Consider the following 26,488-nt stretch of genomic DNA (forward strand, 5'->3'; position numbering starts at 1 on the left):
ACGCTGAAGTTGGCGGCCGTCCCGCCCGGCGCTGCCGGCCGGCTGACCAGCCGGAACCGCCGTCCTCCCCGACGTCGTACGCCGGGTCACGGTCCGGACGGCGGGAGCGACGCCCCGGCCGAAGTCCCCTGCGCGTCGAGGGACTTCACCGGTGCGGCAGCGGTGCACCGCCCCTCGATCACGGAGGTTCCCATGGCATCAGCAGCAGGTCACCCGACCGGAACACCGCACCCCGGCTACGGCGGGAGATCGACCGCACCACGGCACGAGGACCACAGGGGCCACGGCCTGGTGATGTTCGCCGGGGTGATGTTGGCGTTGTTGGCCCTGTTCAACGGCCTCGACGGCATCGCGGCGATCGTCAACTCCCACGTCTTCGTGGGGAACGTCTCGCTGGTCCTCGGGGACCTGCAGGCATTCGGCTGGTTGATGCTCGCCCTGGGCATCCTGCAGGCGGCGGCCGCCGTCGGCGTGCTCACCAAGGGCTCCGAAGCCGCCCGTTGGTTCGGTGTCGCGGTGCTGGGCCTGAACGCCTTCGCCCAGATGTTCTTCATCCCGTCCTACCCGGTGTGGTCGGTCCTGATCATCGCGCTGGACGTGCTGGCCATCTACGGGCTGTGCGTCTACGGCGGTCCCTCCGCCGACGCGACCGAGCAGGCAGCACAAGGAGGTTGAGCGGGACCGTGCGGCGCCCGCCTAGGCGGGCGCGCCGCCCCCACCCTCCCGGAAGATCCCGTCGAGCTGGTGGGTCAGGACGGCGGCGGCGGACCGGGCGGTGCGCTGGCCGACCAGGACGCTGGTGCCGAGCCCGGCGGACATGGCCAGCAGGCCGATCGCTTCCTTGCGCGGGTCGACCCCGGGTCGGGTGAGGTCCGCCTCCTGTGCCTGGCGCAGGAGTTCGGCCAGGGTGTCCTCGGCGGCGTCGGGGTCCTTGATGAAGGGCTGACCGGCGAGCGCCCGGTCGGTCACGGACAGCACGGCGTACGAGGTGTAGACGAGGTGGAAGGTGCGGCTCGCCTCGTCGGTGGGCAGCGACGTCATCAGCAGCGCCTCGATCACGGCGCGCGGTCCGGCGCCGTCCCCCGCGGCCCGCAGGCGGGCGGCGACCCGCTCGCCGAATCCCTCGGCCAGCCGCTGCAATCCGTAGAGCAGCAGCTTCTCCTTGGTTTCGAAGTAGTACTGCACCAGCCGCAGTGACACCCCGGCCTCGGCGGCCACGTCCCGCATCCCCACGGCGTGCAGCCCGCGTCGCCCGGCGACCCGGAGGAGTGCCTGGGCGATCTCGTTGCGTCGTTCGGCATGGTCCACGCGCTTGGGCATCGGTCGCGTCGTCCTTCGTCAGTCGCGTTGGTTCGGCACTGGGTTCCCCCGCCCCTTTTGATGATACCGCCGTATCAACTTCATGGTACGTTCGTATCACGAAGACCACGAACAACCCGTTCCCCGGAGGTGGCCGTGCCCAACACCACGACCCGCGCCCAGGCCGATGTCGGCCGCTACGTGAGCGACACCCTGCGCGACCGCTACTTCGCAGCCTGCGACGCGGTCTACGCCCTGGGCGCCACCGCCGTCGCGGAGGGCGACGTGGAGACCTCCTTCGGCACCACCCACGTCTACCGCTACGAGCCGGCCGACCCCGCCGCCCGCTCCCGCACCCCCGTCGTCCTGGTGCACGGCTCGGGTTCCTGCTCCGCCATGTGGTACCCGAACACCCCCGCCCTCAGCGCCGCCCGCCCGGTGTACGCGATCGACACCCCGGGCGACCCCGGGCGCAGCGTGCAGCGCGCGCCCCTGCACCAACCCGAGCGCGCCGCCCAGTGGTTGGACGAGACCCTGGCCGCCCTCGACCTCGACCGCGTCCACCTCGTCGGCGCCTCCTACGGCGGCTGGCTCACCGTGAACCAGGCACACCGGCGCCCCGACCGTCTCGCCTCGGTCACCCTGCTCGATCCCGGCGGCCTGGAGAGGGTGGGACTGCGCTTCTTCGCCTGGATCTTCGCCAGCCTGTTCGCGACCGCCGCCCCCAAGGCCCTGCGGCCGCGACTGGCCGCCTGGCTCGAACAACCGGTGCTCGTCGTGCCGGAGTTGCGCGCGATGGTCAGGGCGGCGGTCCGCGCCCACCGCATCCGCCGCCCGGCCCCGCTCCCCCTGTCGGACGCCGAACTGTCGACCGTCCGCACCCCGCTCTACCTCGTGCTCGGCAAGCGCAGTCTGCTCGTGCACCCCAAGCGTCAACTGGAGCGGGTACCCCGCGTGATCCCCGGGGCCCGCGCCGAGATCATCACCGGGACCGGCCACGGACCGCAGATCGACCACGCCGACGAGGTCAACCGCCGGATGCTGCGCTTCATGGACACCGTCGACTGACCCAGCGCGCCCGGCACGCCCCAGTTGCCAGTCGACGCGAGAGATCCCGACCGATCGGACGATCGGCCGGGATCTCTCGTCCGGGGCCGTGGAACTGCCGCGCCGGCGTGGCCGGGCACCCGGGACGTGCGGCGTCAGTTCAGCGTGTCGGGGTCCGGGCCGGTGCGCAGCCCCCGGTCGAGGCCCGTGAGGGTGGCCAGCTCCGCGTCGGTGAGCGCGAAGCCGAAGACGTCGAGGTTCTGCCGGATGCGCGCGGGGGTGACGGACTTGGGGATCACGATGTTGCCGGTCTGGAGGTGCCAGCGCAGGACGACCTGCGCCGGGGTGACGCCGTGCGCCGCGGCGATGCCCACGATCCCCGGGTCGTCGAGGACCGCGCCCTGGGCCAACGGGCTCCACGCCTCGGTGACGATGCCGTGCTCGGCGTGGAAGGCGCGCAGCGCGCTCTGCTGGAGGCCGGGGTGCAGCTCCACCTGGTTGACCGCCGGGATGGTGCCGGTGTGCTCCAGGAGCCGTTGGAGGTGCGGGACCTGGAAGTTCGAGACGCCGATGGCACGGGCCCGCCCGTCGGTGAGGATCCGCTCCAGCGCCTGATAGGTCTCCACGTACAGGTCACGGGCCGGGGTGGGCCAGTGGATCAGGTAGAGGTCGACGTGGTCCAGGCCGAGCTTGTCCAGGGAGGCGTCGAAGGCCGCCAGCGTCCGGTCGTGGCCCTGGTCGTCGTTCCACAGCTTGGTCGTGACGAACAGCTCCTCGCGGCGGAGGCCGGAGGCGGCGAGGGCCTTGCCGACGCCGCGTTCGTTGCCGTAGATCGCGGCGGTGTCGATGCTGCGGTAGCCGGCCTCCAGGGCACTGGTGACCGCGGCGGTGGTCTCCTCGTCGGGGACCTGGAAGACGCCGAAGCCCAGCTGCGGCATGGTCACGCCGTTGTTGAGCGTCACGTGGGGAACGGAGGTCATCAGGGGCACTACTTTCATGGGGAGGGGACCGGTGCGGGCACGCGTGCGGTGCCGTGCGGGTACGGGGGTCAGGAGCGGACGGCGCCCGCCGCGGCGGGCGCGGCGTCCTGGTCGGGGGCGGCGACGGGGCCGGGGGCCGTGGCGGTGCGACTGCGGCGTCGTTCGAGCCGGTGGGAGAGGGCGGCCAGCGCCAGCGCGGCGGCGGCCAGGACGGCGCCGACGGCGTTGGGTGCGGCGTAGCCGAGGCCGGCCGAGATCACCAGGCCGCCGAGCCAGGCGGACAGGGCGTTGCCCAGGTTGAAGGCGCCGATGTTGGCCGCGGAGGCGAGCGTCGGGGCTCCGTGGGCGTGGTCCAGGACGCGCTTCTGCAACGGTGGGACGGTGGCGAAGCCGAGGGCACCGATGAGGAAGATCGCCACGACGGAGGCTGCCTTGCCGGAGGCCAGGAAGGCGAACAGCAGCAGGACCAGCGCCAGTCCGCCCAGGGCGGTGTAGAGCAGGGGCATGAGCTTGCGGTCGGCGAAGCGGCCGCCGACGAGGTTGCCGGTCACCATGCCCAGTCCGAAGACCACCATCAGCCAGGTGACGGACGATTCAGCGAAGCCGGCGACCCCGGTCATCATGGGCGCGATGTAGGTGGTCGCGGCGAACACGCCACCGAAGCCGAGGACCGTCATGGCCATGGCCAAGATGACCTGGGTGTCCTTGAAGGCGGCGACCTCGTGCCGCAGTTGGACCCCGGCCGGCTTGGGCACGTCGGGGACGAGCTTGGCGACGCCGACCAGGCCGAGCACGCCGAGGGCGGCGACGATCAGGAAGGTCACCCGCCAGCCGGCGTGCTGCCCCACGAAGGTGCCGAGGGGCACGCCGACGACGTTGGCCACCGTCAGTCCGGTGAACATCATGGAGATCGCGCCGGCCTTCTTCTCCGGTGCCACCAGTTCGGCGGCGACGACGGAACCGATGCCGAAGAAGGCGCCGTGCGCCAGCGAGGCGACGACCCGACCGATCAGCATGACGGCGAAGACCGGGGCGACGGCGGAGATGAGGTTGCCGAGGATGAACAGGCCCATCAGCAGCATGAGCATGTTCTTGCGGGAGATCCTGGTGCCGAGGACGGTCATGATCGGTGCGCCGATCGTGACGCCGAGGGCGTAGCCGGTGACCAGGAAGCCGGCGGTCGGCACGGACACCCCGAGGTCCCCTCCGACCTGGGGCAACAACCCCATGATCACGAATTCCGTGGTGCCGATTCCGAAAGCCCCTATGGCCAGGGCCAGCAGTGCGAGCGGCATGACGAGGGTCCTTTGACATGAGAAGAAGGAAGATGCGCAAGCGCCTTACGCGCTTCAACAATAGTTGCACACGCTGGTTAATGGCAAACGCGGGTATAGTGATGTGGGTGATGTCGCGGTAGGCCCCTCCGGTGCCGCCGCCCGCACGACCCGACCTAGGGAGCCGCTCATGACCGCCACCGACCCGGCGATGACCGCACTGGCGCACGGCTGGTCGGCGCTCTCGCTGCTGCACGGACGCATCGAGGGCAGCGTCGAACGCGCGCTCCAGGCCGGGCACCGGCTCAGCGCGCGCGAGTACGCGCTGCTCGACGTGCTGAGCCGCCAGCACGACGGCGAGGGCGGCCACCTCCAGATGCGCCAGGTCGCCGACTCCGTCGTCCTCAGCCAGAGCGCGACCACGCGGCTGGTGACCCGACTGGAGGACCGCGGGCTCCTCTCGCGCTTCCTGTGCCCCACCGACCGCCGCGGCATCTACACCAACGTCACCGACGACGGCCGGCGCCTACTAGAAGCGGCCCGCCCCACCCACAACACCGCCCTGCGCCAGGCCCTCGACGAGGCAGCCACCGAACCCGCCCTCGCGCCGCTCGTCCGCGCCGTCCAGCACCTCCAGGACGGCATCCACCCCGCCTGACCCACCGCTGGCCCAGTCCCCCAACTAACGGGCTGGGACCGGCACTTGCTTCCATGGCGCCCCGCCACAACGCCGCAGCGGTCAGCCGCACGGCCGGGTCGAGCGCATCCCGTATGAGCTGTGCGTGCTGGTGGCGCTTCGGGATGCGGTGCGGCGCCGGGAGGTCCGGGTGGTGGGGGCGAACCGGTGACGTAACCCGGATGACGACCTGCCGGCGGACTTCGAGGACAACCGGGAGGTGCACTACGCCGCGCTGGGTCGGCCGCAGGACGCCGGGGAGTTCATCGCCGCCCTGCAAGGCAGGCTCCGCACTTCGCTGGATCGCTTCGGGCAGGCGCTGGCGGAGGGTACGACGGGCGGGGTGGCGATCGTGCAGAAGCACGGCGAGCCGTGAATTCGGGTCGAGGGGCAAGCACGGCGGGAGCGAGGCGACGCTGCGGCGGGTGCGGCACCTGTTCGTCAACCGCGCCACCATGCGCGCGGCCCTGCGGAAGCTGGCTGATGCCGAGGCTGAAGAACGTCGGCTCGGCGAAGCTGTACCGGCCGGCAGCCGGGGAAGACGAGAAGTGGCCGAACCTGGGCCCGGTGCTCTCCACCAAGACGATCGACCGGGACCTGATCGCCCAGCAGTACGACCAGATCGTGAAGTACACCATCGCCCGGCGCCTGGGCACCGCAGAGGCCGAGCAGGTCCTGCGCCGCTTCACCCGCGGCGGCCCCAAGCACCCCACCTACCGGGCGATCGAAGAACTCGGGCGGGCGATGCGTACCGCCTTCATCTGCAACTTCGGACAAGGAGTCCCAGAAGGTCAGCATGCTCGCACTGCACCTGCTCCAGTCGGCACTGGTGCACGTCAACACGCTGTTGGTGCAGGAGGTCCTGGCCGCGCCGAGGTGGGCGGACAAGCTCACCGACGCGGACCGCCAGGCGCTCGTCCCGGTCCACGCGGGCGGCGCTGGCACGTTTTGGGAACAGTCCCGTCACGTCGGGACCTGGAATGCGTGATCGTCAGTTTTCGGTGTCGAGTTGGATGTGCTCGATGCAGTTGTCCAGGAAGGCGGTCAGGTCCTGGGCTTCGGTGTGAACGGCTTCCTGTTCCAGGGCGGTGAGGGGGCGCAGGGAGCTGATGTGGAGTTGGTGGTCGCGCACGGTCCAGGTGGCGGTGACGCGTCCGTCAACAAGGACGGTGCGGTGGCCTGCTACGGACAGACCGAGGTGGGCGGCGTCGATGATGCGACTACGGTCGTGGTAGCCGAGGATGGCGTTGTCGAAGGCCGGAAGGAACCGGACGGGGGCCGGGGTGTCGGGGTGGGGGCGGGGTGCGTCGGGCAGGTCGAGCAGTTCGCGGCCGCGTTCGTCACGGAAGACGACGAGTTCTTCTCGGGCGGCTTTGATGGCGGCGGGAAGGCCGGCGAGGCCACACCAGGCACGTACGTCCGCACTGGCGGCGGGCCCGTACGCGGCGAGGTAGCGGTGCAGCAGTTGCTGTCCGACGGGATCACTGTCATCGGCTGGCACGGGGGCGATGTCCCGTTCCAGCCAGGTACTCAACGGCAGGTTGCGTACGCCGGCGGTCTGGTGCCACAGACCGCGGGGCGGGAGTTGGGCCATGGGGATGAGGGCTGCGATGAGCAGCTCGCCCAGGACACGGCGTGGTGGGCCGGGCCAACGGTCTTCGAGAGCTTGTACGAGCTCGGTCATGGTGCGGGGCCGCTGGTCGGCCATGACCGCGCGGCCGGCGGCGGCGACCTCGTCCACGTCGATGCCGGCCAGTTCGCGCCGGTAGGTTCCCAGTACTCGCTGGCGCAGCATTGCGTCGTGGCGGGCTCGCCATGCGAGCGCGTCGTCGGCGGTGACGAGATGGACGGTGCGCCGCATCAGGTGGGTGCGCACCACCGCGCGACCGGTCAGCGCATCGTCCAGTTGCTTGGGTTTGAAGTCGGACAGGCGGGACCACAGCCCGGTGAAAGGCTCCTGAGGATCCTGCGCCTGCAGGCCGCACAGATGGGCCACTGCCTCCGATACGGATCTGTCGCTGCGCTTGAGCAGGTGCTGGCGGGCGAGGGTGGCGCGATTGAGGGCACGAGCGTCAAGGACAGTCATGGCATTCTCACGCGGCGGCTCGTTCGTGGGACGGGCGTCGGCGCAGGTCGGTGTGGGTGAGGGAGGGAGGTGTGTAGGAGACGTCCAGCGGGCCGATGTCGGTGCCGGGCGGGACGATCGCGTCGATCTTGTCGAGAATGTCGTCGCCGAGGGTGAGCGTGGCGCCGACGAGCAGGTCGTCCAGCTGGTCCATGGTGCGCGGGCCGATGATGGCGGAGGTGACGTCGGGATGGCTGGTGGCGAAGGCCATGGCCAGGTGCGTGAGGGAGTGACCGGCTTCTTCGGCGAGGGTGAGCAACTGCTCGACCGCGTCGAGCTTGCGCTCGTCGGTGAGGTGCCGGGGGACCCAGTCCATGCGGGCGTTGTCCGGCCGCGGCGCGTTCTTGCGGTAGCGGCCGGTGAGTAGGCCCATGGCCAGCGGGCTCCACACCAGAACGCCCAAGCCGTAGCGGTGGCAGACGGGCAGGATGTCCCGCTCGATGCCGCGGTTGAGGAGGGAGTAGGTGGGCTGCTCGGTGCGCAGGCGGTGCAGTCCACGCCGCTGGGACACCCACTGGGCTTCGACGATTTCCGAGGCCGGCAGGTTGGAGGAGCCGATCGCCCGGATCTTCCCGGCCCGCACGAGGTCGGTGAGCGCGGAGAGGGTCTCCTCGATGTCCGTGTACGGGTCGGGGTGATGGATCTGATAGAGGTCGATGTAGTCGGTCCGCAGCCGCTTCAGCGAGCCCTCGACCGCTTGGACGACCCAGCGCCGAGAGCTGCCGCCGCGGTTGGGGCCCTCGCCCATCGGTCCGTTGAACTTGGTCGCCAGCACGACCTCGTCGCGGTGTCCCTTGAGGGCCTTTCCGACGATCTCCTCGGTCTCGCTGTAGCCGTAGACGTCGGCGGTGTCGACGAAATTGACGCCCTCTTCCAGCGCCCGGTGGATCATGCGCACGCAGTCGTCGTGATTCGGATTGCCCATCTTGCCGAACACCATGGTGCCCAGGCAGTAGGCACTGACTTCGATGCCGGTCCGTCCCAGCTTCCGCATCCTCACAGGGGCGCGTTTCCTTCCGCTGCTGTACGTGTTCGGTGCCCGCGCCGTCCGGGCCGCCCGTGTGGCTGCGGCGGCCCGGACGGCGTAGGCATGGTCAGGTCCAGGTCAGCTGGTTCAGCCGTTGTACGGAGCGGTGACGTCCAGGACCCAGGTGACGCCGAAGCGGTCGGTGAGCATGCCGTACAGCGGCGCCCACTGCGCGGGCTCCAGCGGACTCACGATGGTCGAGCCCTCGGCGAGCTTGCCCCACAGGGCGCTGATCTCCTCGGCGTCATCTCCACGCACGGAGACGAAGAACGAGTTCTCGCCCTGGTTCCAGGGCAGTTGCGAGGGCACGTCGTAGGCCATGACGTGGAAGCCGTTGCCGCCGACCACCTCGCCCCACATCACCCAGTCCGCCTCGCTCTCGTTCCGCACGGCGCCCGCGTCCTTGTAGGTGACCGCGACGGTACGTCCGCCGAAGACGGACTGGTAGAAGTCCAGCGCCTCACGCGCGGTGCCCCGGAAGTTCAGGTGAGTGGTGGTCGTGACAGACATGACCTGCTCCTTGCCTCGATATGACACATGTGCGCCGTCGGCCGCCGATGCTGCCGAGCGGCGGCCGTGACCGGGGGGTATGCCTCCCGAACGGCTCGTATGCCACGATGGCAGAGGTAGAGGACAGGGTGTGTCCGGTACTCCAGGAACTATGGGTGTCATGCATAAAACGTCCGCTCGGCTGCTCGCGCTGCTCTCGCTCCTTCAAACGACGACCCGTGACTGGTCCGGCGATGATCTCGCCGGGCGGCTCGGCATCACCTCGCGCACCGTGCGCCGTGACATCGACCGCCTGCGCGAACTCGAGTACCCGATCACGACCGTCAAGGGACCGGCCGGCGGCTACCGCCTGGAGGCGGGCACTCACCTGCCGCCCATGCTGTTCGACGACGAGCAGGCCGTCGCCCTGGCCGTCGCGCTGCGGACCGCGGCCGTCGGCACCACCGTCGCCGAAGACGCTTCCCGCGCGCTGGCCACCCTCCGCCAGGTCATGCCGCCCCGTCTGCGCCACCGCATCGACCTGTTGCACATCACCGCCGTCCAACCGCCCGCGGCGGCCGGCGACATCCCCCCGGTCGACGCTCAGGTCCTGATGGACCTGAGCCGCGCCATCCACGCCCGCGAGGAACTGCGCTTCGACTACGCCCCGGGCCCCAGCACCTCGGCCGATGACGTCCGCCGCGTACAACCCCACCACCTGGTCACCTGGCGTCATCGCTGGTACCTGGTGGCCTGGGACCTCCACCGCGAGGACTGGCGTACCTTCCGCGCCGACCGCATCCGCCCCCGCACACCCACCGGCCCTCACTTCGCCCCGCGCGACCTCCCCGACGGCAACGTCGCCACCTTCATCACCAGCCGATTCCGCGGCAACGACGGGACCACCACCGACTGGCCCTGCCGAGGCGAAGTCATCCTCCACCTCCCGGCCGCCGAGGTCGCGCCCTTCGCCCAGGACGGAATCGTCGTGGAACTCGACCCCCACCACTGCCGACTCATCCTCGGCTCCTGGTCATGGACCGGACTCGCCGCCGCCATCGGTCGCTTCGACACCGATATCGAGGTCATCGGCCCGCCCCAACTGGCCACCGCATTCGGGGACCTCGCCGCCCGCTACGCCCACGCAGCCCGCACCACAAGACCAGAGACCGTCCCGGCGCGGTGAGAACAGAACTCACCACGCCGCTCAACCCGTCCCAACCTCCGCCGCCGACCCAACGATCAGTTACGCGCAATCCGAGAGCAGGGAAGGGGTTCGCATAAACGACCCTTTCCCGGAGCAAGATCAAGAACGGTCGACGGAAGCGGTCCGGATCGCGGATTCACTGTCACGACTCGTTCTCACTCAGAAATGGAACCAGGCACGTTCTGAGAAATGTCTGTGACAGCACTCGGGGTCATGACGGACCCTCAAACCGCATAGTCGCTTCACCAAGGTGCCCCGGCTCGCGAAACGCCTGCGCGTGTCAACCCCCGCCGACCGCGGGCCCGGCCAGCCGTGGCGGCCCGGCACCCCGGCGCCCGCGCCCATCGCCCCCGACATCCCGAGCGCCGACATCCGCATCGGATACGCCCGACGCTCGACCCTCCCCCAGGAACTCCGGACACAGCTCGACGCGCTCGCAGCCAAGCGCATCCAGGCCGACGTGTCTCGCTGTCAGCTCCTCGGCGAGCATGGCGAGTTCGATGCCGCGGCCGAGCCGCTTGCGCTCGTGCACGACGAGGGTGACGGCGACGCCGGAGGAGCGGATCTCCCCGGCGAGCTTCACGGCGGCCTCCAGCTCGGGGCGCCGGGTGGCGCGGGTGGACACCCCCCCGGCCGGGTGTTTCATGAGCGACCACCTATGAAACACCCGTATGAAACACCCGCACTACCGCGCCCGGTATACCTGCCGCTGCGGAGACCGTCCCGTGAGCGTGGGGAAAACGGGAATCAAGGGGGTCGTCGTGAGCCCCGGACCGGAGAACATATCTCTGTGGGGGCAGGGCCGCCACGCGTTGCGGGGAAGGCGGTCCTGGCTCTCCGGCGGGTCAGCGCTGCGATCGGGATTCCGCCACGGACAACCTCTACGGCGCCATGCCCTCCGTGACGCTCAGCTCCTGGGTCCCTACGACAGACAGCAGTTCCAGTTGCTCGGCTCCTGGGCTTCCGGGCGGGGCGGTGAACCACAGCAGGCGTTGGCGTCCGTCCTCGCTGAGGAGGTTGTAGCAGTCGAGTTCGATGACGCCGAGCATGGGGTGGACGATCCTCTTGAGGCAGCAGGCGGAAGTTGAGCAACTCGGTTTACGCGAACCCGACGATGCTCGCGCAGTGGGTGTCGACGTAGTCGGACGCGCACGCGGTGCCTCGGCCCCACCAGGCGGTGTCGCGGGCGGCGAAGGTGGCGTTCACCAGCTTCGTCACTGCGGTGCGCAGGTTGTCGATGGTGATGAAGTCCCGGCGGACGTGCCGCAGCGCGGCCTCGCGCTCGCCGTGCTCGCCGGTGGCCAGCCCGGATGCCCGTGTTCGTGCCCAGGGCGAAGAGGGCCAGCAGCAGGCGGCGTTGAAGGGTGTCACGCTCGATGCGCTCGTACGCGGCGACCGAGGGGAACTCCTCGGTGAAGCCGGTCGGGAAGTCGGCGTTCTTCAGCACGCGTCCAAGAGGTCCAGGACGCCCCAGCAGCGTGCGACCTCGTCCTTGAGGGCCGCCAAGCCGGTGGGCTCGGCCAGCGGCTCCAGCTTCGGCACGGTGATCCACGGCTCGCCCTTGCGGGTGGTGATCTTCACCCCGCCCGCCGAGCCGTCCGTGAGCGCGGCGGACAGCTTCCCCTTCGGCCTCGATCACTCGATCAGGCCGACGGCGACGCCCAGGACCGGAAACGGGCTTGTCCGGCCACCCGCGACCTACTTTGCGGCTGGTGTCTGAGCTAGGACTCCAGGGCCTCATCCGCGACTTGCTGCACGACAGTCATGACCGACGGCCTCAACCGACAGCGTCGCCCCGGCAGTCATGACGGGACAGGCGCACTCGCACCGCACCCGCACCCGCACCCGCACCCGCACCCGCACCCCGAAAACAGACCCGGCTGTCGCTTTTGTGTTTCGTCTGGAATTCGGCTTCGCGAGGTGGATTTGCAGGGCGTCGCCGATATTCCGCTGGGAGCCGGCGAGGGGGCCCGATTTTCGATCATTCGCCGCCCACCGGCGCGGAATACCGACCGGTAATGCCAGATGGGGAGGCCAGGCGGGAGATGGCGGCGACGCAAAGCGAGCACGCTATCCGTTCGACCAGCTGGGCATGGAACCCTGTCGGAGTGTCAGCAGTTAAAGTTCTATTTACCTTTGACAGATCTCTGCAATATTTCCTGTGCTGCGCGACGGCAATCGATTAGCGTCCGCCATGACCGATGCACGCGCAACCGCTTCGCCCCATCACGTGCGAAATAAATTCTGAATTCAACCAACGGAGGGGCGGAGGGCCGTACGCATATGCGGCGCGGTGACGTGCCGTACTGCACCCCGTGCGCACAGGCACGGACCGGGGGAGGAAACATGAACGCGAGGGAGCGCGGCGCGTCCGATTCGCCGCCGAAGACCTCGGACGATTTCGACGCGGTGGACCCGAACGTTCTCCGCTCCGGCGTCGGTTCGAAGAAGTGGCGACAGACGGCCCCCGGCGTGCTGCCGGCCGGGCTGGCCGAGATGGACTTCCCCGTGGCGGAGCCGATACGCGAGGGGCTGCGGCGGTATCTCGACCGCGGCCCCCTCGGCTATCCGTACTGGCCGGACGGCAGCCCGGTGCGAGAGGTCTTCGCCGAACGGATGGCGAGGCGGTTCGACTGGCACCCGCAGCCCGGACCGGTCAGGGAGTTCGCGACCGTCACCCAGGGCGTCCATCTCGCGGTGCACCTGGGCACCGAACCCGGCGACGCGATAGCCGTGCACACTCCCGTTTACGGCCCCTTCCGTGAGGGCCTCGCCCGGTTGGGGCGACAACTCCTCCCGATTCCGCTGCACGACGGCCCCGATGGCTGGACCTGGGACTCCGACGCACTCGCCCGACAGGTGGCGGACCGCGGCTGCCGCGCCCTGGTGCTGGTCAACCCGCACAACCCCACGGGGCGGGTGTTCACCCGGGCCGAGCTCCTCGAACTCGCCGAACTCGCCGAACGACACGACCTCCTGGTCATCTCGGATGAGATACACGCCGACCTGACCCACGCCCCGCACCGCCACACCCCCTTCGCCTCGCTCTCCCCCGAGATCGAGCGGCGCACCGTCACACTCACCTCGGCGACCAAGGCCTTCAACCTCGCCGGCCTCCGCTGCGCCGTGGGGCACCTGGGCCCGGCCCCGCTGCGCGCTGCCTGGGACGACCAGCCCGTCGAACTGTACGGCGCCGCCAACCCGCTCGGCGTGCATGCCTCGTTGCTGGCCTGGACGCAGGGGGATGCCTGGCTGACCGCTGTTCGGGGGCATCTGACGCGGCTGCGGGACCGGCTCGCCGTGGGGCTGGCCGAGCGGCTGCCGCAGATCGGACACCATCCGCCGCAGGGCTCCTATCTCGCCTGGCTCGACTGCCGGGCGCTGGGTTGGGGCGCGGACCCGGCAGCCCGGTTCCGGGAACGCGGGGCCGTCGAGCTCGGTTCCGGCCCCGGATTCGGCCCGGGCGGCGACGGTTTCGTGCGCGTCAACTTCGCGACGTCGGGGCGGCTGCTGGAACAGCTCCTCGATCGCTTGGCCGAGACGGCGGAAGCCGGAGCCGGCCTGGCGGCGGGCGATGCGGCCGGCACTGCGCCCACCACGCCTCGCGCGGTGCCCCGTAAGGACATTGACACCGCATCACGTTCAGGCACCGGATCCCGCAGGGAGGTCCTCCCCCACGCCCTGGCCGGAGAGCCGGCATGCTGATCACGGTGGGTGAGCTGCTGCACGGTCCCGTCGGGGAACGCACCACGGACGCGGCCGTCCTCGTCCGGGACGGGAAGATCGCGGCAGTCGGCCCACGCGAGGCGATCGTGGCCCGAGCGCCCGCGTCCGTGGCCCGGTGGGACTTCCCCGGCGGCACGCTGCTGCCCGGCCTGATCGACGGCCATGTGCACCTGAGCTTCGACGCGAGCGCCGAACCCTTCACGGCACTGCTGGCGAGCGAGGTGCCCACGCCCGGGCTCCTGAGCGCCATGGCCGGGCGCGCCGGTCAGCTGCTGGACTGTGGGGTGACCACGGTCCGGGACCTCGGTGACCGCGGGGCCGCGGCGATCCGGCTGCGCGAGGCCATCACCGCCGGCCGCGTCAGGGGACCGCGGATTCTCGCCGCCGGGTCCCCGCTGACCCCTCCGGGCGGACATTGTTGGTTCCTGGGGGGTGAGGTGGCCGACGAGGCCCAACTGCGGGCGCTGGTACGGCGCAACGCGGAGGCCGGCGCCGATGTGATCAAGGTGATGGCCAGCGGCGGGCACATCACCGAAGGCGGCGCGGCGATGTGGGAGTCCCAGTTCACCACCGAGCAACTCGCCATGGTCGTCGACGAGGCACACCGGTTCGGGCTTCCGGTGGCCGCCCATGCACACAGTGCGGCAGCCGTCGCCTCGGCCGTGGAGGCGGGGGTGAGCACCGTCGAGCACTGTCTGTGGATGGACGGACCGGACGGCGTCGACCGCCGCACCGCCGTCGCCCGGTCGATGGCCGCACGGGGGATCGCGGTCTGCGGGTCCCTGTGCGGGTACGACTGGCGGACCAAACTGGCGCGGGACGGCGAAGCCGCCACCCGCGCCTTCTACGACCGGCTGAGCTGGCTCGACGAACTCGGGGTAGCCCTGATCACGGGCACCGACGCGGGTATCCCGCAGGCCGTGTTCGACGACTACGTCAGCATGCTGGAGCTCTATGCCTGGCTCGGCTTCCCCGCCGAGCGCGTGATCGAACTGGCCACCGTCTCCACCGCCCGTGCGCTGGGCCTGTCCGGCACGACCGGACGTGTCGCGCCGGGGCTCGATGCGGACCTGGTGGTCGTCGACGGTGATCCACGCCTCGATCTGTCAGTCCTGCGTGCGGTGCGCCTCGTCGTGGCCAGAGGCGAGCCGCATGCCGTACGCGGCGCCGAAGAACGCGCCTGACGCAACATCAGGCCGGCGCCGGAGAACGTCCATCAATCAACGGGGGACCTGTGAAGAGCAAGAGAGACTTGACCCTGCTCACCGTGACCCATGGGGTCAACGACATGTACCAGGGCGCGATCCCCGCATTGCTGCCCTTCCTCCAGGCCGGACGCGGCTACAGCTACACCCTCATCACCGGGATCACGCTCGCCGCCACCGGCCTGTCCAGTCTGATACAGCCGGTGGTCGGACTGCTGGCCGACCGGCGGCCGATGGGGTGGCTGGTCCCGGTCGGAATGGTCACCGCGGGCATCGGCGTGGGCCTGTCCGGCCTGGGTGACACCTATGTGTGGACGTGGTTGGCCGTGGCGCTGGCGGGGATCGGCCTGGCCGCGTACCACCCGTCGGGTGCCATGGCGGCCCGCGTCATCGGCGGTGGCGACACCCGGTCGATGAGCATCTTCGCGGTCGGCGGCAACATCGGTGTCGCCGTCGCCCCGCTCTACGTGTCCTTGGTCATCAACAGCTCCGGAATCCCGGGGACTTGGCTGCTCGCGTTCCCCGCCCTCGCGATGGGCGTGGTCTGCACTCTGGTCCGGCGGTTCTGGCGGGTGGCCCCCGCGACGGGCCCGCGCGCACAGGGAGCGAACGGCGGAACGGCGCAGGCCGGCCGGGCCGATGACTGGCGGGCGTTCGGCAAGCTCTCCGTCATCTCGGTGTTCTGGTCGATTCCGTACGTCGTGATGGGCGCACTCGCCGCGCCGTACGTGATCAGCCGCTTCGGCGTCTCGGCGGCGACCGGGGCGGCGGCCTTGACGGCTTTCACCGCGGGCGGTGTCGTCGGCACCCTCGCGGGCGGCTGGAGCGCCGAGCGCTGGGGCCGCCTGCCGTCCCTGCGCTACGGCTACCTCGTCTCCGTCCTCGCGGTCGCCGGCATGGTGCTCATGCCGAACCTCGCCGGGGTGCTCGTCTGCGCGCTCGTCTACGGAACGGTGCTGTTCGTCCCGTTCGCCGCACAGGTGACCCTGGCCCAGGACTACCTGCCCACCCGCATCGGCACCGCGAGCGGGCTGACGCTGGGCGTGACGCTGTCTGCCGGCGGGCTCCTCTCCCCGCTGTTCGGCATGCTCGCCGATGCCTGGGGCGTGCGCGCCGTGCTCGCCACCTTGATCGGCATCCTCCTCGTACCGGCCGCCCTGGCGTGGCGACTGCGCGAACCCCGCAGGCCAGAAGCACGTCCGAACAGCGGGGACGACGGACGGCACGCCCCACCACCGCGCGCTCCGCGACAGCCGGCGGGCGCGCCGGTGCAGCAGCGCGCCCAGGCACGGAAGAGCCGATGACGACCACCGTGTACGGACTCGCCGAACTCGCGGGGCTCGCGGGAACGGACCTGGGCCGGACGCCGTGGGTACCGGTCGACCAGGAGCACGTGGCGGCCTTCGCGCACGCCACCCATGGGCACGCCCACCAGGCCGACGCCGCCGAGGAAGGGTCCGCGCCGCCGTTGGGCGGGCCCGTGGCGGACGGTTTCCACACGCTGGGCCTGGTGGGCACGCTCGTCGACCGGCTGCTGGAGTTCCAGGAGATCCGGATGAACGTGATCTACGGCGTGAACCGGCTCCGACTGCCCGCTCCCGTACCGGTCGGCGCGCGGGTGCGGCTGCACGCCGTGGTCGGCACGGTCACCGAAGTCCGGGGCGGGGCGAGGGAGATGCTGTTGGACGCCACCGTCGAGGTCGAAGGCGCGCCCAAACCGGCCTGCGTGGCCCAGGTGGTGTACCGCATCTACGCCTGACGTTTCCCTCCCCTGCCCGACTCCCCTCTCCCCCCTCTCCCCCTCCCTCGCTCGTCCCCCGAAGGAAAGGAACGTTCCGACATGCCCATTTACGCCCTGGGCGACGTGGAACCCCAGATCCATCCCGATGCCTATGTCCACCCCGACGCCACCGTGATCGGCGATGTGCACGTGGCCGCGCATGCGTCCGTCTGGCCGCAGGTGGTGCTGCGCGGCGACGACGGCCGCGTCGAGGTGGGCGCCCGGACGAACATCCAGGACGGCAGCGTGATCCACGCGGCCCCCGAGACACCCGCCGTCATCGGCTCCGGCACGGTGATCGGCCACATGGTCCATGTCGAGGGCGCACGGATCGGCGACGGCTGCCTGGTCGCATCGGGTTCGATCGTGCTCAACTCCGCGGTGATCGAGTCGGGTGCCATGGTCGCGGCGGGCGCGGTCGTCACCTTCGACGGACATGTGCCGTCCGGCTGCATCGCACTCGGTGTTCCGGCGAAGAACCGGGAGAACACCCTGTTCCCCATGGATGCCGTCGCGGACATCGTCGAGGACTACGTCGCGTCCGCCCGACGGTTCCGCACTGCGTTGCGCAGGGTGGTGTAGCCGAATGACCGCGGCAGACCAGCCGACTGCGGCGCTCCGCACCATGGTTGTCCAGGACACCGACGATCGGGGGTACCGGCGGATGGCCGAGGAGAAACGATGTTGAACAGTCCGAGCTGTCACCCGTGTGTGAAGATCATCCGCTGGCCGCGAGAGGCGTACAAGCGGGAATGGTGCCGGAAGTCCGGGCAGTTGAGGCTGCTGGTCATCGACGAGGGCACCGACGCGCCCGTATCCGCGGACGTCCGCGAGGACTGGATCCGGTTGCCGACCAGGAACGAGGACATCCGGGTCCGCATCGCCACGCTCCAGGCGCGCAACCTGGGCCACTACGCTCCGCAGGTCGATCCCAACGGCGTGATCCGCCGCGGCTCGTGCACCGTGACCGTCTCCCCCACCGAGGCGGAACTGGTCCGGCTGCTGACCGTCAACTTCGGCGAAATCGTCTCACGCGAATCCCTGCGGAAGCGGCTGTGCCAGGGCGACCGCCACGCCAGTCGCAACGCGCTCGACCTCCACATCATGCGGATCCGCCGCCGGCTCACCCCGCTGCGGCTGGAGATCCGCACCGCGTGGGGGCGCGGCTACACCCTCACCACCTGCGACGGCGAGGAAGGCGACGCCGACCTGGTCGAACCGTCCCGGCCCGACGAGGTCGATGCGGAATTCCAAGGCACGGCACCGTGAACCGGGCGCACCCGGTGGTGAGTTCGGCGGGACACAGCGGCAGTGGCGACGGAGGCACCGATGATTGACATCGCACTGGAGTCGATGACCATAGGGGACGTGCTCGCGACGCGGGCACGGAGCCACCGCGACGAGACCTTCCTGAGGTTCCACGACGGCGACCTCAGCTTCGGACACGTGCACCAGATGTCCAACCGGGTGGCCCAGGGCCTGGCATCCCTCGGCGTCCGCCCCGGCGACCACGTCGCGGTGATGCTGCCCAACTGCCCCGAACTGCTCTACACCGTCTTTGCGTTGAGCCGCCTCGGGGCCGTTGCGGTTCCGGTGAACACCGCCCTGTGCGGCAACCTCCTGCGCCGCATCCTGGCCGACTCCGGCTCCCGCTACCTCGTCGTCGACGCCCGGTACGCCGAGGAGCTGTCGGTCCTCGCCCCCTGTCTGCCCGGGTTGGCGCACCTCGTCGTGCGGACCCATGACGCTTCGTCGGTGCCGTTGGCGGCGCTGGGCAAGCCGGCCGTCGCGCTCTCCAGTCTGCTGTCCTACGGCGCCGACACCCCGCGCGCCGACGTGTCGTTCTGCGACCTCCAGGCCATCATGTACACCTCGGGGACGACCGGCCCGTCCAAGGGCGCGATGGTCTCCCACTCACTGGCCCTGGCCTGCGCCCTGGACTCGCTGGACTTCCTCGACCGGTGGGGCAAGACGGCCTACTGCCCACTGCCGCTCTTCCACGCCGCGGGCCTGTGGGACGGCGTGCTGTCCGCGCTGCTGTCCGGCAGTCCGCTGGCCGTCGCCGACCGGTTCCACGTGTCGCGATTCTGGGACGACGTGCGGCACTTCGACGCGCAGGTGGCGTTGAGCGTCTTCTCGATGATCCCCATGCTGCTCAACCAGGAGCCGACCGAGCGGGACAAGGACCACCCCCTCGAAGTCTTCTACATGGGCAAATCCGCCCTCGACAAGCCGTTGCACGACCGCTTCGGAGTCCGCTCCGCGGAGTGCTACACCAGCACCGAGGCCGGCATCGCGACCGGCAGCCCGTACGGTGAGTGGCGGCTCGGCTCGTGCGGCCAGGCACACCACGAGCGCTTCGAGGCCGGCGTCGTGGACGAACTGGACCGGCAGGTCGGCCCGGGCGAGCCGGGCGAGTTGGTGCTCCGGCCCAAGCAGCCGTCCATCATCACCAGCGGGTACTACGGCGCTCCCGAGGCCACCGCGCACTGCTTCCGCAACCTGTGGTTCCACACCGGCGACCGACTCTGGCGCGACTCGGACGGCTACTTCTACTTCCTGGACCGCATGAAGGACGCCATCCGCCGGCGCGGCGAGAACATTTCGGCCTTCGACCTGGAGTGCGAGGTCAACCTGCACCCGGCCGTGGTGGAGTGCGCCGCCGTCGGTGTGCCGTCGGAGCTGGAGGAGGAGGACGTGAAGCTGTTCGTCGTCGCACACCCCGGATCCGGCCTGGAGGCCGACGAGTTGCTGGAGTTCTGCCAGAAGCGGCTTCCCAGGCACATGGTCCCCCGCTACCTGGAGTTCCTCGACGAACTGCCGCGCACCGCCACCGACAAGGTGGCCAAGCACCTGCTGCCGAGGGGCGGTGCCCGGTGACCGGGGCGCACTGGGCGGAGACGGCTCAGGACGCGGAGTTCCGCCAGGAGGTACGCACCTTCGTCGAGGAGCGCTTCCCCGCCTGCTACCGGCCGGACCCGGAGGCCGAGAACAGCCTGGAGCCCGAGGACGTCTGGGGCTACGACTGGCCGGCCGACCGGCGATCCCCGGACCCGGAGCGGCGCGCCGGCGCCGTTGCCTGGGCGGCGGCCCTCGCCGAGCAGGGCTGGATCGCCCCGCACCTCCCGGCCGCGTACGGCGGTGCCGGACTCTCCCCCGTGCAGGAGTTCGTCCTCCGCGAGGAGATGATGCGCGCCGAGGTGCCCACCGTGAACGGCATCGGGGCGATGCTGCTCGCCCCGACACTCATGGAGTTCGGCACCGAGGAGCAGCGCCGGGCGCATCTGCCGGGCATCGCGTGCGGCCGGACGGCGTGGGCCCAGGCCTTCTCGGAGCCGGACGCCGGCTCGGACCTGGCCGCACTGCGCACCACGGCGGTCCGTGCGCCGGCCGGCCCGGCCGGGCCCGAGGCGTACCGGGTCACCGGGCAGAAGGTGTGGACCTCGTCGGCCCAGTACGCCGACTGGCTGTTCGTCCTGGTGCGTACCGAGCCGGACGCACCCAGGCACCAGGGCATCACCTTCCTGCTCGTCGACGCCGCCAGCGACGGCGTCACCATCCGCCCCATCGAGGACATGCGCGGCGCCACCCCGTTCGCCGAGATCCACTTCGACGACGTACGGGTCCCGGTCACCCAGCGGGTCGGCGAGGAGAACCAGGGCTGGTACGTGGCCATGGCCGCACTCGGCTTCGAACGCGCGGGCATCGGTGCCCCCGTGAAGTTCGAGCAGGTGCTGAAGCGACTGGTCAGCCAGCTGCGGTCGGCCGAGGGACAGGGTCTCGTCCGCGCGGACACCGCCGTCCTCCGGCACGAGATCGCCCGGCGTTACGTCGAGGTGCGTGCGCACTACGCGGTGGCGCGCCTCACCGCCGCCGGGCACGGCGCCGGCGCCGTGCCCGGCTACGAGGCGTCGGTCGGCCAACTCCTGGGCGCCGAACTGCACCAGCGGCTCGCCCACACCGGCGCCCGAGCCTTCGGCCCCTACGCACAACTGTGGCAGCGCAGCACGGCCCCGATGGCCGCCGCGTTCGCGCACATGCGGTTCGACGCGGTGGCCGCCACGCTCCTCGGCGGCACCACGGAGATCCAACGAAGGCTCATCGCCACCCGCGGCCTGGGCCTCCCCCGGTCCTGACCCCCACGAGCACCCGCGACCCCCCTATCCCAACACCCCCCCACACCCCCACATCCTCGACATCGGAGCGGCTATGGACCTGACGGCCACCGAGGACCAACGGCGCATCCGGGCGGCGGCGACGGACCTCCTGACGAACAGACACGCCACGGCTGACGCGCGGGCAGTACGCAACACCCCACTCGGCCACTCGTCGGCGCTGTGGGAAGAGATGACCGAACTCGGCTGGCCCGCACTCGCCCTGCCCGAGGAACACGGCGGACTGGGCGGCGACTTCACGGACCTTTGGCTGCTCTGCGAGGAGTTGGGCCGCCACCGGACACCGAGCCCACTGCTGACCACCGTGGCGTGTGCGGCCCTGCCCCTCGCCCGCCACGGCAACCCCTCGCAGTGCGCGCAGTGGCTGAGCGCGGTGGCGAAGGGCCGCATCCTCACCTACGCCCGGGCGGCACCGCACGGCCACTGGGACGCAGCCGGCTCGGACATCACGGCGACCCCGTCGGGCGAGGGCTTCCGGCTCGACGGAACGGCCCTGTTCGTACCGTACGCCCAGGCAGCCGACGCCCTCGTGGTCATGGCCCGCACCGACGACCGAGCGGGGCTCACGGCACTGCTGGTGGAGACGACCACCCCGGGCCTGGGCCGGCACCGTCTCGACGTCGTCGGCACCACCCCCGAATACCGCGTGGACTTCACCGATGCCGCCGTCCCCGCCTCGCAGGTGATCGGCGAGGTCGGCGACGGCGGCGCCGTGGCCGAGACCGTCGCCACCCTGGGCGCCGCGGCGACCTGCGCCGAGATGGCCGGCGCGGCACAGGGCGTACTCGACATGACGGTGGAGCACGCCAGGACCCGCACCCAGTTCGGCCGCCCCATCGGCAGTTTCCAGGCAGTCCAGCAACACTGCGCGGACATGGCCGTGCACGTCCTCACCACCCGCCTGCTCGCCTACGACGCGGCCTGGCGGCTGTCGCACGGCCTCCCCGCCGCCCTGGAGGTCTCGCTGGCCAAGGCCTGCGCCAGCGAGCAGTACCAGGAGGTGTGTGCACTGGCCCATCAGGTCCACGGCGCGATCGGCTTCACCGCCGAACACGACCTGCACCTCTTCACCCGCCATGCGACGGCCACCGCCCTGGCCTTCGGCGACGCCGACCACCACACCTCACACGTGGCCACGGCTCTGGGGCTCTAGTGCCGTATCAGGCAAGGTTCGCCCTGTAATTCGAGGCGCGGGCGGGACGCGCGCAGCTAAAGTCACCGGCATGGCTGAGACTCAGCGCCGCCCGGTGCCCCGCAATGACGGTAGTGAACTGGATACCGCGATGGCTTTCCTGTCGTTCGCCAGGCAGTGCGTGGTGAAGAAGACCGATGGTCTGACGGAGGAGCAGCTACGCCGGGGCTTGGTGGAGTCGGGGACCACGCTGCTGGGCCTGGTCCATCATCTGACTCTGGCGGAGCGGTTCTGGTTCGGGTATCACGTGGCCGGTCGGGAGTCGGACAATCCCGGGGATGTCGGCATACAGGTGCCGGCCGGTCGTGGTGCCGGGCAGGTGCTGGCCGATTACGACGCGGCGATCGCGGCCAGCGACGCCGCGATTCGTTCCGTCGGCGATCTGGGAGAGTCTGTCGCGATACCGGTCGAGGGCACGTTCCTCTCGGTGCGGTGGGTCGTTGCTCACATGACCAGCGAGACCGCCCGGCATGCTGGCCATGCCGATATCTTGCGGGAACAGATCGACGGGACGACCGGGCGCTAGTTCCGCATCACAGAACCCTCGTCCCGTTGTGATGTGACACGACGGTGGACGTTGGCCCGTGCGGTTCGGTGCCGCCAGGCTGTCCGGGTGGCGGAACGAGTACGCGTCCGCGAGATCGATGACGACGAAGGCAGACAGTTGCTGCGGATTGTCCGCAGGGGCAGCGGGTTGGTGGTGACCTGGCGACGGGCGCAGATGGTGTTGCTGTCCGCCCAGACTATGCCGGTGGTGAAGATCGCCGAGGTGACGTTCACCAGCCCGGACCGGGTTCGGGACGTGATTCACAACTTCCATGCAGACAGATTCGACCCCCTGTATCCGAAGTACTCCGGCGGCTGGCCAAGGACGTTCACCTTGCCCGAGTGGCGTGAGATCAAGAAGATCGCCAAGTCCAAGCCGGCCGAGCACGGCCCGCCGTTCTCGACCTGGAGCCTGGTCAAGCTGGCTGACTTCCTGGTCGCCGAGGGGGTGGTCGACGACATCAGCCACGAGGGCCTTCGGGGCCTGCTCCGAAACGAAGGCGTGTCGTTTCAACGCATAAAGACCTGGAAATCCTCCTGCGAACCGGACTACGCCGCCAAGAAGGCCCGCGTCGAACACCTCTACGCGATCGCCGACGGTGAGGTCATACCCGAGGATGGGGAACCCGAAGTCGTCTTATGCACCGACGAGTTCGGGCCACTCAACCTCCAGCCCCACCCGGGGCGGCAGTGGGCCGAGCGTGGCGGACGGCGTAGGGACCCCGGCCGCGACGGCGGGCGACCTACACCCGCCCGCACGGGGTCCGGCATCTGTTCGCCGCCTACGACCTGGCCAAGGACAGGCTCTACGGTCACATCAAGCCGAAGGAGAACCGGACGAGGTTCCTGGAGTTCTGCCGCTACCTGCGCGGCCTCCACACGCCGAAGATCCGGATCGTGATCGTGCTCGACAACTTCTCCCCTCGCCTGGCCACGAAGAGGACACCCGTGTCGGCGACTGGGCCACGGCGAACAACGTCGAGTTCGCCGACACGCCGACCAACAGCTCCTGGCTGAACCGCATCGAGGCCCAGTTCACGGCCCTGCGCTACTTCGCCCTCGACGGCACCGATCACGCCAGCCACACCGAGCGGAGCAGCATGATCCCCCGCAACATCATCTGGCGGAACAAGCACGCCGCCGACGAACGGCTACGCGAAGTCGTCGACAGGGCGAACGTTGCCTGATGCGGCACTGGTCCAGATTTCCCGCCGAAGGGAGGCCGCAGAGGTCACGAGGCAACCCGCATGGAGGACTTCAGCTGGTCGTACACCTGGCGGGTGCGTTCCTTGCCACCGGGGTCGTTGCTCTGTACTTCCACCACGATGGTGCCCTTTGGCGCTACCACCGCGAGCTTCCGGACCCACATGTCGGGTATATCGGCTGGCGGGTTGATCCGGTATTCCATTTCCGCTGCCGGCTGTTTGGCGACCGTCGCCTGCTCGTTTATGTGCTCGTCGTGCGTGTACTCGCCATGGCTGGATATGTGCTCGCCGTCATGGCCGCCCAGCACCTCGCGAGGGTTGTTTCCTTTGAGGTCGTCCACGTCGACGGTGAGTTCCACCATTTCTTTCCCCGCCCCCAGCTCAAGTTTGCAGGCATGGGAGAAGTGGAACCACTTCTTCGTGCCCGAGTCGATCGGTTCAAGCGGCTTCGCCTTCCAGGGGCCGCCCACATCGAACGTCACCGGCAACTCGCACGCCGAACGGGCACTGCCCATCGACGCGACGCGCTCGCCGTCGTCCCGCGCACACCCCAGGGCCGCCCCGGCCAGCAGCGCAACACCCAGCACCCCCGCGGTCCGTCGTCGCATCTGGCTCGGCACCCGGATCCCCCTCCCTCTGGTTCCGCCGGACGGTAGCCGACTTCCGCACAACGACTCAACTGATGCAGTAGAGGCCGGGCGGCCGAAACGTCGGCGGATCGGTCAGGCGGGCTCTTCACGTGGTCCACGGCTTCACGCGACACGTACCCAATGACCAGTCGAAGTCGCAGTGCTGGCAAGGGCTCCCGTACCGGAGTGCTCCTCAAAGCTCCATAGGGGAACAGCTCATCGAGCCGGCGGTATCTACTGATCGCCGACCTGTCAGAAAGGCCCGCCGCTACATCATCTGGCGGAACAAGCACGCCGCCGACGAACGACTAGGCGAGGTGGTCGATAGGGCGAACGTTGCCTGATGCGGCACTAGTACTCCAGCAGGATTTCGCTGTCTGACCTGCGGGTTTGACCGGGCGGCTGGAGTGTAGCGGGTGACGGAGTGGTCAGGGGCGGTCTCACGGAGGCCGCCCCTCGAACGTGTGCTGTCGCCGCTGATAATGGCAGCGGCGGGGAACGTGTCCTTCGTGATCAGCGAGCGTGTTGCCGAGCAGTGGGACCTGGAACTGGACGATCTCTTCGTGGCCATCGGCCATCGTTTCGGCCGTGTGGAACTGCGCCGCCGGATGCGTGACTACGTACGCGGTCTGCTGGCCCCGGTGGCCCGCAAGAACAGCTGGCAACTGGCCGAGCAGGCAAGTCACTTGACTCCCGACGGCCTGCAGCACCTGCTCGCCGGTGCGAAGTGGGAACCCGATGACATCCGCGACGACCTGCAGCAGTACGTCGCTGACAAGCTCGGCGAGGACGACGGCGTCCTCATCATCGACGACACCGGGTTCATCAAGAAAGGCGCTACCTCCGCCGGGGTCCAGCGCCAATATTCTGGGACCGCCGGCCGCACCGAGAACTGCCAGATCGGTGTCTTCGCCGCCTACACCACCGCCGGTGGCCGGGCCCTGGTCGACCGCGAGCTCTACCTCCCCAAGTCCTGGACCGAGGACCGCGAACGCTGCCGCACCGCAAAGGTCCCCGACGAGCGGGAGTTCGCCACCAAGGGCGAACTGGCCCGGCACATGGTGCTGCGGGCCCTCGCCTCACCACTGCCCATCGCCTGGGGCACCGCGGATTCCGCCTACGGACAGGAGAGTCGCTTCCGCCGACTCCTGGAACAGTCGGGCGTCGGTTACGTGCTGGCCGTTCCCAAGTCCCAGTTCACCGTGGGCTGTCCCCGCATCGAGGGCCTGTTCGCGCAGGCGCCGGACGAGGCGTGGGAGACGATCTCGTGCGGCAACGGGGCGAAGGGGCCGCGCGTCTACCACTGGGCGGCAGTGCGGCTTCCTGCCGTTGCCGAGTTCGACCGCCAGGGCGAGGTCCCCCACCGAATGCGGTGGGCGCTGGCCCGGCGCAGCATCAACAAGCCCGATGAGATTGCGTACTACCTCGCCTACGCCCCGTTGGAGGCCACCGTCCGGGAGTTGGTGCAGGTTGCCGGGTCGCGCTGGGCGATCGAGGAGTGTTTCCAGACCGCGAAGAACGAGTGCGGCCTGGACCAGTACGAGGTCCGCCGCTACGTGGGCTGGTACCGGCACATCACCCTTGCCATGCTCGCGCACGCCTTCCTGGCGGCCACGGCACATCAGGCCAGGGAAAAGGGGGTGGAACCGGTGAGGCCGCTGGGGCCATCGAGCTCACAGTGGCGGAGGTTCGGCGACTCCTGGCAGCTTGTCGTCCCCGGCCCCCGCACCAGCGCGGACACCGGGGCCGACGCCACGCGGTGAACTGGTCGAGCTGGCGCCGCCGACGACAAGCAGTCTCACGCCGCTGCCATTATCAGCGGCGACAGCACACGTTCGAGGGGCGGCCTCCGTGAGACCGCCCCTGACCACTCCGTCACCCGCTACACTCCAGCCGCCCGGTCAAA

Annotated in this window: 26 protein-coding genes and 4 pseudogenes; 19 read left to right on the forward strand and 11 right to left on the reverse strand. The window is 69.8% G+C overall.

Annotated elements, in window-relative coordinates; all coding sequences use genetic code 11:
• The first annotated feature begins 192 nt into the window (after positions 1-192).
• Complete coding sequence (locus ABD385_RS11755) at positions 193-675, forward strand: DUF7144 family membrane protein (RefSeq protein WP_344575107.1); 483 nt, start codon at positions 193-195, stop codon at positions 673-675.
• 21 nt (positions 676-696) lie between these two features.
• Here ABD385_RS11755 and ABD385_RS11760 read toward each other — a convergent pair whose 3' ends face one another.
• The gene (locus ABD385_RS11760) at positions 697-1,320 is read right to left on the reverse strand and encodes a TetR/AcrR family transcriptional regulator (protein ID WP_344575108.1); all 624 of its coding nucleotides are present in this window, start codon (positions 1,318-1,320) and stop codon (positions 697-699) included.
• 129 nt (positions 1,321-1,449) lie between these two features.
• Here ABD385_RS11760 and ABD385_RS11765 point away from each other — a divergent pair, with 129 nt between their 5' ends.
• Entirely contained in the window at positions 1,450-2,367 is a 918-nt protein-coding gene (locus ABD385_RS11765; protein ID WP_344575109.1) for an alpha/beta fold hydrolase, read from the forward strand.
• Positions 2,368-2,501: 134 nt separating this feature from the next.
• Here the strand turns inward: ABD385_RS11765 and ABD385_RS11770 are convergent, their stop codons facing one another.
• Entirely contained in the window at positions 2,502-3,326 is an 825-nt protein-coding gene (locus ABD385_RS11770; RefSeq protein ID WP_344575110.1) for an aldo/keto reductase, read from the reverse strand.
• A 68-nt stretch (positions 3,327-3,394) separates the two neighbouring features.
• The gene (locus ABD385_RS11775) at positions 3,395-4,621 is read right to left on the reverse strand and encodes an MFS transporter (RefSeq protein ID WP_344575111.1); all 1,227 of its coding nucleotides are present in this window, start codon (positions 4,619-4,621) and stop codon (positions 3,395-3,397) included.
• 169 nt (positions 4,622-4,790) lie between these two features.
• On the opposite strand from ABD385_RS11775, the gene ABD385_RS11780 reads away from it, so the two are divergent.
• The 3 genes and pseudogenes from ABD385_RS11780 to ABD385_RS11790 all read left to right on the forward strand — a co-directional run bounded on the left by ABD385_RS11780 (position 4,791) and on the right by ABD385_RS11790 (position 6,264).
• Complete coding sequence (locus ABD385_RS11780) at positions 4,791-5,258, forward strand: MarR family winged helix-turn-helix transcriptional regulator (RefSeq protein ID WP_344575112.1); 468 nt, start codon at positions 4,791-4,793, stop codon at positions 5,256-5,258.
• A gap of 238 nt (positions 5,259-5,496) precedes the next feature.
• Positions 5,497-5,652 (forward strand): hypothetical protein, encoded by a 156-nt coding sequence (locus tag ABD385_RS11785; protein ID WP_344575113.1) that lies wholly within the window; start codon positions 5,497-5,499, stop codon positions 5,650-5,652.
• Between the two features lie 107 nt (positions 5,653-5,759).
• Positions 5,760-6,264, forward strand: a pseudogene (locus tag ABD385_RS11790) (Tn3 family transposase).
• Between the two features lie 3 nt (positions 6,265-6,267).
• Here ABD385_RS11790 and ABD385_RS11795 read toward each other — a convergent pair.
• From ABD385_RS11795 to ABD385_RS11805, 3 genes are all read right to left on the reverse strand, one after another.
• The gene (locus ABD385_RS11795; RefSeq protein WP_344575114.1) at positions 6,268-7,362 is read right to left on the reverse strand and encodes a winged helix DNA-binding domain-containing protein; all 1,095 of its coding nucleotides are present in this window, start codon (positions 7,360-7,362) and stop codon (positions 6,268-6,270) included.
• A gap of 7 nt (positions 7,363-7,369) precedes the next feature.
• Entirely contained in the window at positions 7,370-8,401 is a 1,032-nt protein-coding gene (locus ABD385_RS11800; RefSeq protein WP_344575115.1) for an aldo/keto reductase, read from the reverse strand.
• 114 nt (positions 8,402-8,515) lie between these two features.
• On the reverse strand, positions 8,516-8,938 hold the full coding sequence (locus ABD385_RS11805; RefSeq protein WP_344575116.1) for a VOC family protein: 423 nt from the start codon (positions 8,936-8,938) through the stop codon (positions 8,516-8,518).
• Positions 8,939-9,098: 160 nt separating this feature from the next.
• Here ABD385_RS11805 and ABD385_RS11810 point away from each other — a divergent pair, with 160 nt between their 5' ends.
• The gene (locus tag ABD385_RS11810) at positions 9,099-10,103 is read left to right on the forward strand and encodes a helix-turn-helix transcriptional regulator (RefSeq protein ID WP_344575117.1); all 1,005 of its coding nucleotides are present in this window, start codon (positions 9,099-9,101) and stop codon (positions 10,101-10,103) included.
• Between the two features lie 301 nt (positions 10,104-10,404).
• Here ABD385_RS11810 and ABD385_RS11815 read toward each other — a convergent pair whose 3' ends face one another.
• The 4 genes and pseudogenes from ABD385_RS11815 to ABD385_RS11830 form a co-directional block, all read right to left on the reverse strand.
• Positions 10,405-10,770 carry a recombinase family protein gene (locus ABD385_RS11815; RefSeq protein WP_344575118.1) on the reverse strand — a complete coding sequence of 122 codons (366 nt, stop codon included), beginning with the start codon at positions 10,768-10,770 and terminating at the stop codon, positions 10,405-10,407.
• Between the two features lie 235 nt (positions 10,771-11,005).
• Positions 11,006-11,191 (reverse strand): annotated as a pseudogene (locus ABD385_RS11820) (MmyB family transcriptional regulator); the annotation flags it as partial.
• 31 nt (positions 11,192-11,222) lie between these two features.
• Positions 11,223-11,495, reverse strand: a complete 273-nt coding sequence (locus ABD385_RS11825) for a Tn3 family transposase (RefSeq protein WP_344575119.1) — start codon at positions 11,493-11,495, stop codon at positions 11,223-11,225.
• A 69-nt stretch (positions 11,496-11,564) separates the two neighbouring features.
• The gene (locus tag ABD385_RS11830) at positions 11,565-11,705 is read right to left on the reverse strand and encodes a hypothetical protein (protein WP_344575120.1); all 141 of its coding nucleotides are present in this window, start codon (positions 11,703-11,705) and stop codon (positions 11,565-11,567) included.
• Positions 11,706-12,470: 765 nt separating this feature from the next.
• Between ABD385_RS11830 and ABD385_RS11835 the strand changes: the two genes are divergently transcribed.
• From ABD385_RS11835 to ABD385_RS11885, 11 genes and pseudogenes are all read left to right on the forward strand, one after another.
• Positions 12,471-13,829 (forward strand): MalY/PatB family protein, encoded by a 1,359-nt coding sequence (locus ABD385_RS11835; RefSeq protein ID WP_344575121.1) that lies wholly within the window; start codon positions 12,471-12,473, stop codon positions 13,827-13,829.
• Positions 13,823-15,034, forward strand: coding sequence for an amidohydrolase family protein (locus ABD385_RS11840; RefSeq protein ID WP_344575122.1), 1,212 nt, complete (start codon positions 13,823-13,825; stop codon positions 15,032-15,034). The genes ABD385_RS11835 and ABD385_RS11840 overlap by 7 nt, the downstream gene beginning before the upstream one ends.
• Before the next feature lie 83 nt (positions 15,035-15,117).
• Positions 15,118-16,359, forward strand: a complete 1,242-nt coding sequence (locus tag ABD385_RS11845; protein ID WP_344575123.1) for an MFS transporter — start codon at positions 15,118-15,120, stop codon at positions 16,357-16,359.
• A complete protein-coding gene (locus ABD385_RS11850) occupies positions 16,356-16,814 on the forward strand; it encodes a MaoC/PaaZ C-terminal domain-containing protein (RefSeq protein WP_344575124.1) in 459 nt (152 codons plus the stop codon). The genes ABD385_RS11845 and ABD385_RS11850 overlap by 4 nt, the downstream gene beginning before the upstream one ends.
• An 81-nt stretch (positions 16,815-16,895) precedes the next feature.
• Positions 16,896-17,417, forward strand: a complete 522-nt coding sequence (locus ABD385_RS11855; RefSeq protein ID WP_344575125.1) for a gamma carbonic anhydrase family protein — start codon at positions 16,896-16,898, stop codon at positions 17,415-17,417.
• Between the two features lie 99 nt (positions 17,418-17,516).
• On the forward strand, positions 17,517-18,104 hold the full coding sequence (locus ABD385_RS11860) for a helix-turn-helix domain-containing protein (RefSeq protein ID WP_344575126.1): 588 nt from the start codon (positions 17,517-17,519) through the stop codon (positions 18,102-18,104).
• A 60-nt stretch (positions 18,105-18,164) separates the two neighbouring features.
• Positions 18,165-19,715 carry an AMP-binding protein gene (locus ABD385_RS11865; RefSeq protein WP_344575127.1) on the forward strand — a complete coding sequence of 517 codons (1,551 nt, stop codon included), beginning with the start codon at positions 18,165-18,167 and terminating at the stop codon, positions 19,713-19,715.
• On the forward strand, positions 19,712-20,971 hold the full coding sequence (locus ABD385_RS11870; protein ID WP_344575128.1) for an acyl-CoA dehydrogenase family protein: 1,260 nt from the start codon (positions 19,712-19,714) through the stop codon (positions 20,969-20,971). The genes ABD385_RS11865 and ABD385_RS11870 overlap by 4 nt, the downstream gene beginning before the upstream one ends.
• Positions 20,972-21,044: 73 nt before the next feature.
• Positions 21,045-22,163 carry an acyl-CoA dehydrogenase family protein gene (locus ABD385_RS11875; RefSeq protein WP_344575129.1) on the forward strand — a complete coding sequence of 373 codons (1,119 nt, stop codon included), beginning with the start codon at positions 21,045-21,047 and terminating at the stop codon, positions 22,161-22,163.
• A gap of 70 nt (positions 22,164-22,233) precedes the next feature.
• A complete protein-coding gene (locus tag ABD385_RS11880) occupies positions 22,234-22,728 on the forward strand; it encodes a DinB family protein (protein ID WP_344575130.1) in 495 nt (164 codons plus the stop codon).
• 87 nt (positions 22,729-22,815) lie between these two features.
• Positions 22,816-23,935 (forward strand): annotated as a pseudogene (locus tag ABD385_RS11885) (IS630 family transposase).
• A 44-nt stretch (positions 23,936-23,979) separates the two neighbouring features.
• Here the strand turns inward: ABD385_RS11885 and ABD385_RS11890 are convergent.
• Complete coding sequence (locus ABD385_RS11890) at positions 23,980-24,573, reverse strand: lipoprotein (protein WP_344575131.1); 594 nt, start codon at positions 24,571-24,573, stop codon at positions 23,980-23,982.
• Positions 24,574-24,845: 272 nt separating this feature from the next.
• On the opposite strand from ABD385_RS11890, the pseudogene ABD385_RS41330 reads away from it, so the two are divergent.
• Both ABD385_RS41330 and ABD385_RS11895 read left to right on the forward strand, forming a co-directional pair.
• Positions 24,846-24,926, forward strand: a pseudogene (locus tag ABD385_RS41330) (transposase); the annotation flags it as partial.
• A 138-nt stretch (positions 24,927-25,064) separates the two neighbouring features.
• Positions 25,065-26,345, forward strand: coding sequence for an IS701 family transposase (locus tag ABD385_RS11895; protein WP_425585387.1), 1,281 nt, complete (start codon positions 25,065-25,067; stop codon positions 26,343-26,345).
• Positions 26,346-26,488 lie beyond the last annotated feature (143 nt).

The sequence above is a fragment of the Streptomyces lunalinharesii genome (assembly GCF_039532155.1).
Classification (GTDB): Bacteria; Actinomycetota; Actinomycetes; order Streptomycetales; family Streptomycetaceae; genus Streptomyces; species Streptomyces lunalinharesii.

Excerpts from the sequence above, each read along its gene's own strand:
- ABD385_RS11755 (WP_344575107.1), top strand. The coding sequence starts at position 193 with ATGGCATCAGCAGCAGGTCACCCGACCGGAACACCGCACCCCGGCTAC.
- ABD385_RS11760 (WP_344575108.1), bottom strand. The coding sequence starts at position 1,320 with ATGCCCAAGCGCGTGGACCATGCCGAACGACGCAACGAGATCGCCCAG.
- ABD385_RS11770 (WP_344575110.1), bottom strand. The coding sequence starts at position 3,326 with ATGACCTCCGTTCCCCACGTGACGCTCAACAACGGCGTGACCATGCCG.
- ABD385_RS11775 (WP_344575111.1), bottom strand. The coding sequence starts at position 4,621 with ATGCCGCTCGCACTGCTGGCCCTGGCCATAGGGGCTTTCGGAATCGGC.
- ABD385_RS11780 (WP_344575112.1), top strand. The coding sequence starts at position 4,791 with ATGACCGCCACCGACCCGGCGATGACCGCACTGGCGCACGGCTGGTCG.
- ABD385_RS11795 (WP_344575114.1), bottom strand. The coding sequence starts at position 7,362 with ATGACTGTCCTTGACGCTCGTGCCCTCAATCGCGCCACCCTCGCCCGC.
- ABD385_RS11805 (WP_344575116.1), bottom strand. The coding sequence starts at position 8,938 with ATGTCTGTCACGACCACCACTCACCTGAACTTCCGGGGCACCGCGCGT.
- ABD385_RS11810 (WP_344575117.1), top strand. The coding sequence starts at position 9,099 with ATGCATAAAACGTCCGCTCGGCTGCTCGCGCTGCTCTCGCTCCTTCAA.
- ABD385_RS11815 (WP_344575118.1), bottom strand. The coding sequence starts at position 10,770 with ATGAAACACCCGGCCGGGGGGGTGTCCACCCGCGCCACCCGGCGCCCC.
- ABD385_RS11835 (WP_344575121.1), top strand. The coding sequence starts at position 12,471 with ATGAACGCGAGGGAGCGCGGCGCGTCCGATTCGCCGCCGAAGACCTCG.
- ABD385_RS11840 (WP_344575122.1), top strand. The coding sequence starts at position 13,823 with ATGCTGATCACGGTGGGTGAGCTGCTGCACGGTCCCGTCGGGGAACGC.
- ABD385_RS11850 (WP_344575124.1), top strand. The coding sequence starts at position 16,356 with ATGACGACCACCGTGTACGGACTCGCCGAACTCGCGGGGCTCGCGGGA.
- ABD385_RS11855 (WP_344575125.1), top strand. The coding sequence starts at position 16,896 with ATGCCCATTTACGCCCTGGGCGACGTGGAACCCCAGATCCATCCCGAT.
- ABD385_RS11860 (WP_344575126.1), top strand. The coding sequence starts at position 17,517 with ATGTTGAACAGTCCGAGCTGTCACCCGTGTGTGAAGATCATCCGCTGG.
- ABD385_RS11865 (WP_344575127.1), top strand. The coding sequence starts at position 18,165 with ATGATTGACATCGCACTGGAGTCGATGACCATAGGGGACGTGCTCGCG.
- ABD385_RS11875 (WP_344575129.1), top strand. The coding sequence starts at position 21,045 with ATGGACCTGACGGCCACCGAGGACCAACGGCGCATCCGGGCGGCGGCG.
- ABD385_RS11880 (WP_344575130.1), top strand. The coding sequence starts at position 22,234 with ATGGCTGAGACTCAGCGCCGCCCGGTGCCCCGCAATGACGGTAGTGAA.
- ABD385_RS11895 (WP_425585387.1), top strand. The coding sequence starts at position 25,065 with ATGGCAGCGGCGGGGAACGTGTCCTTCGTGATCAGCGAGCGTGTTGCC.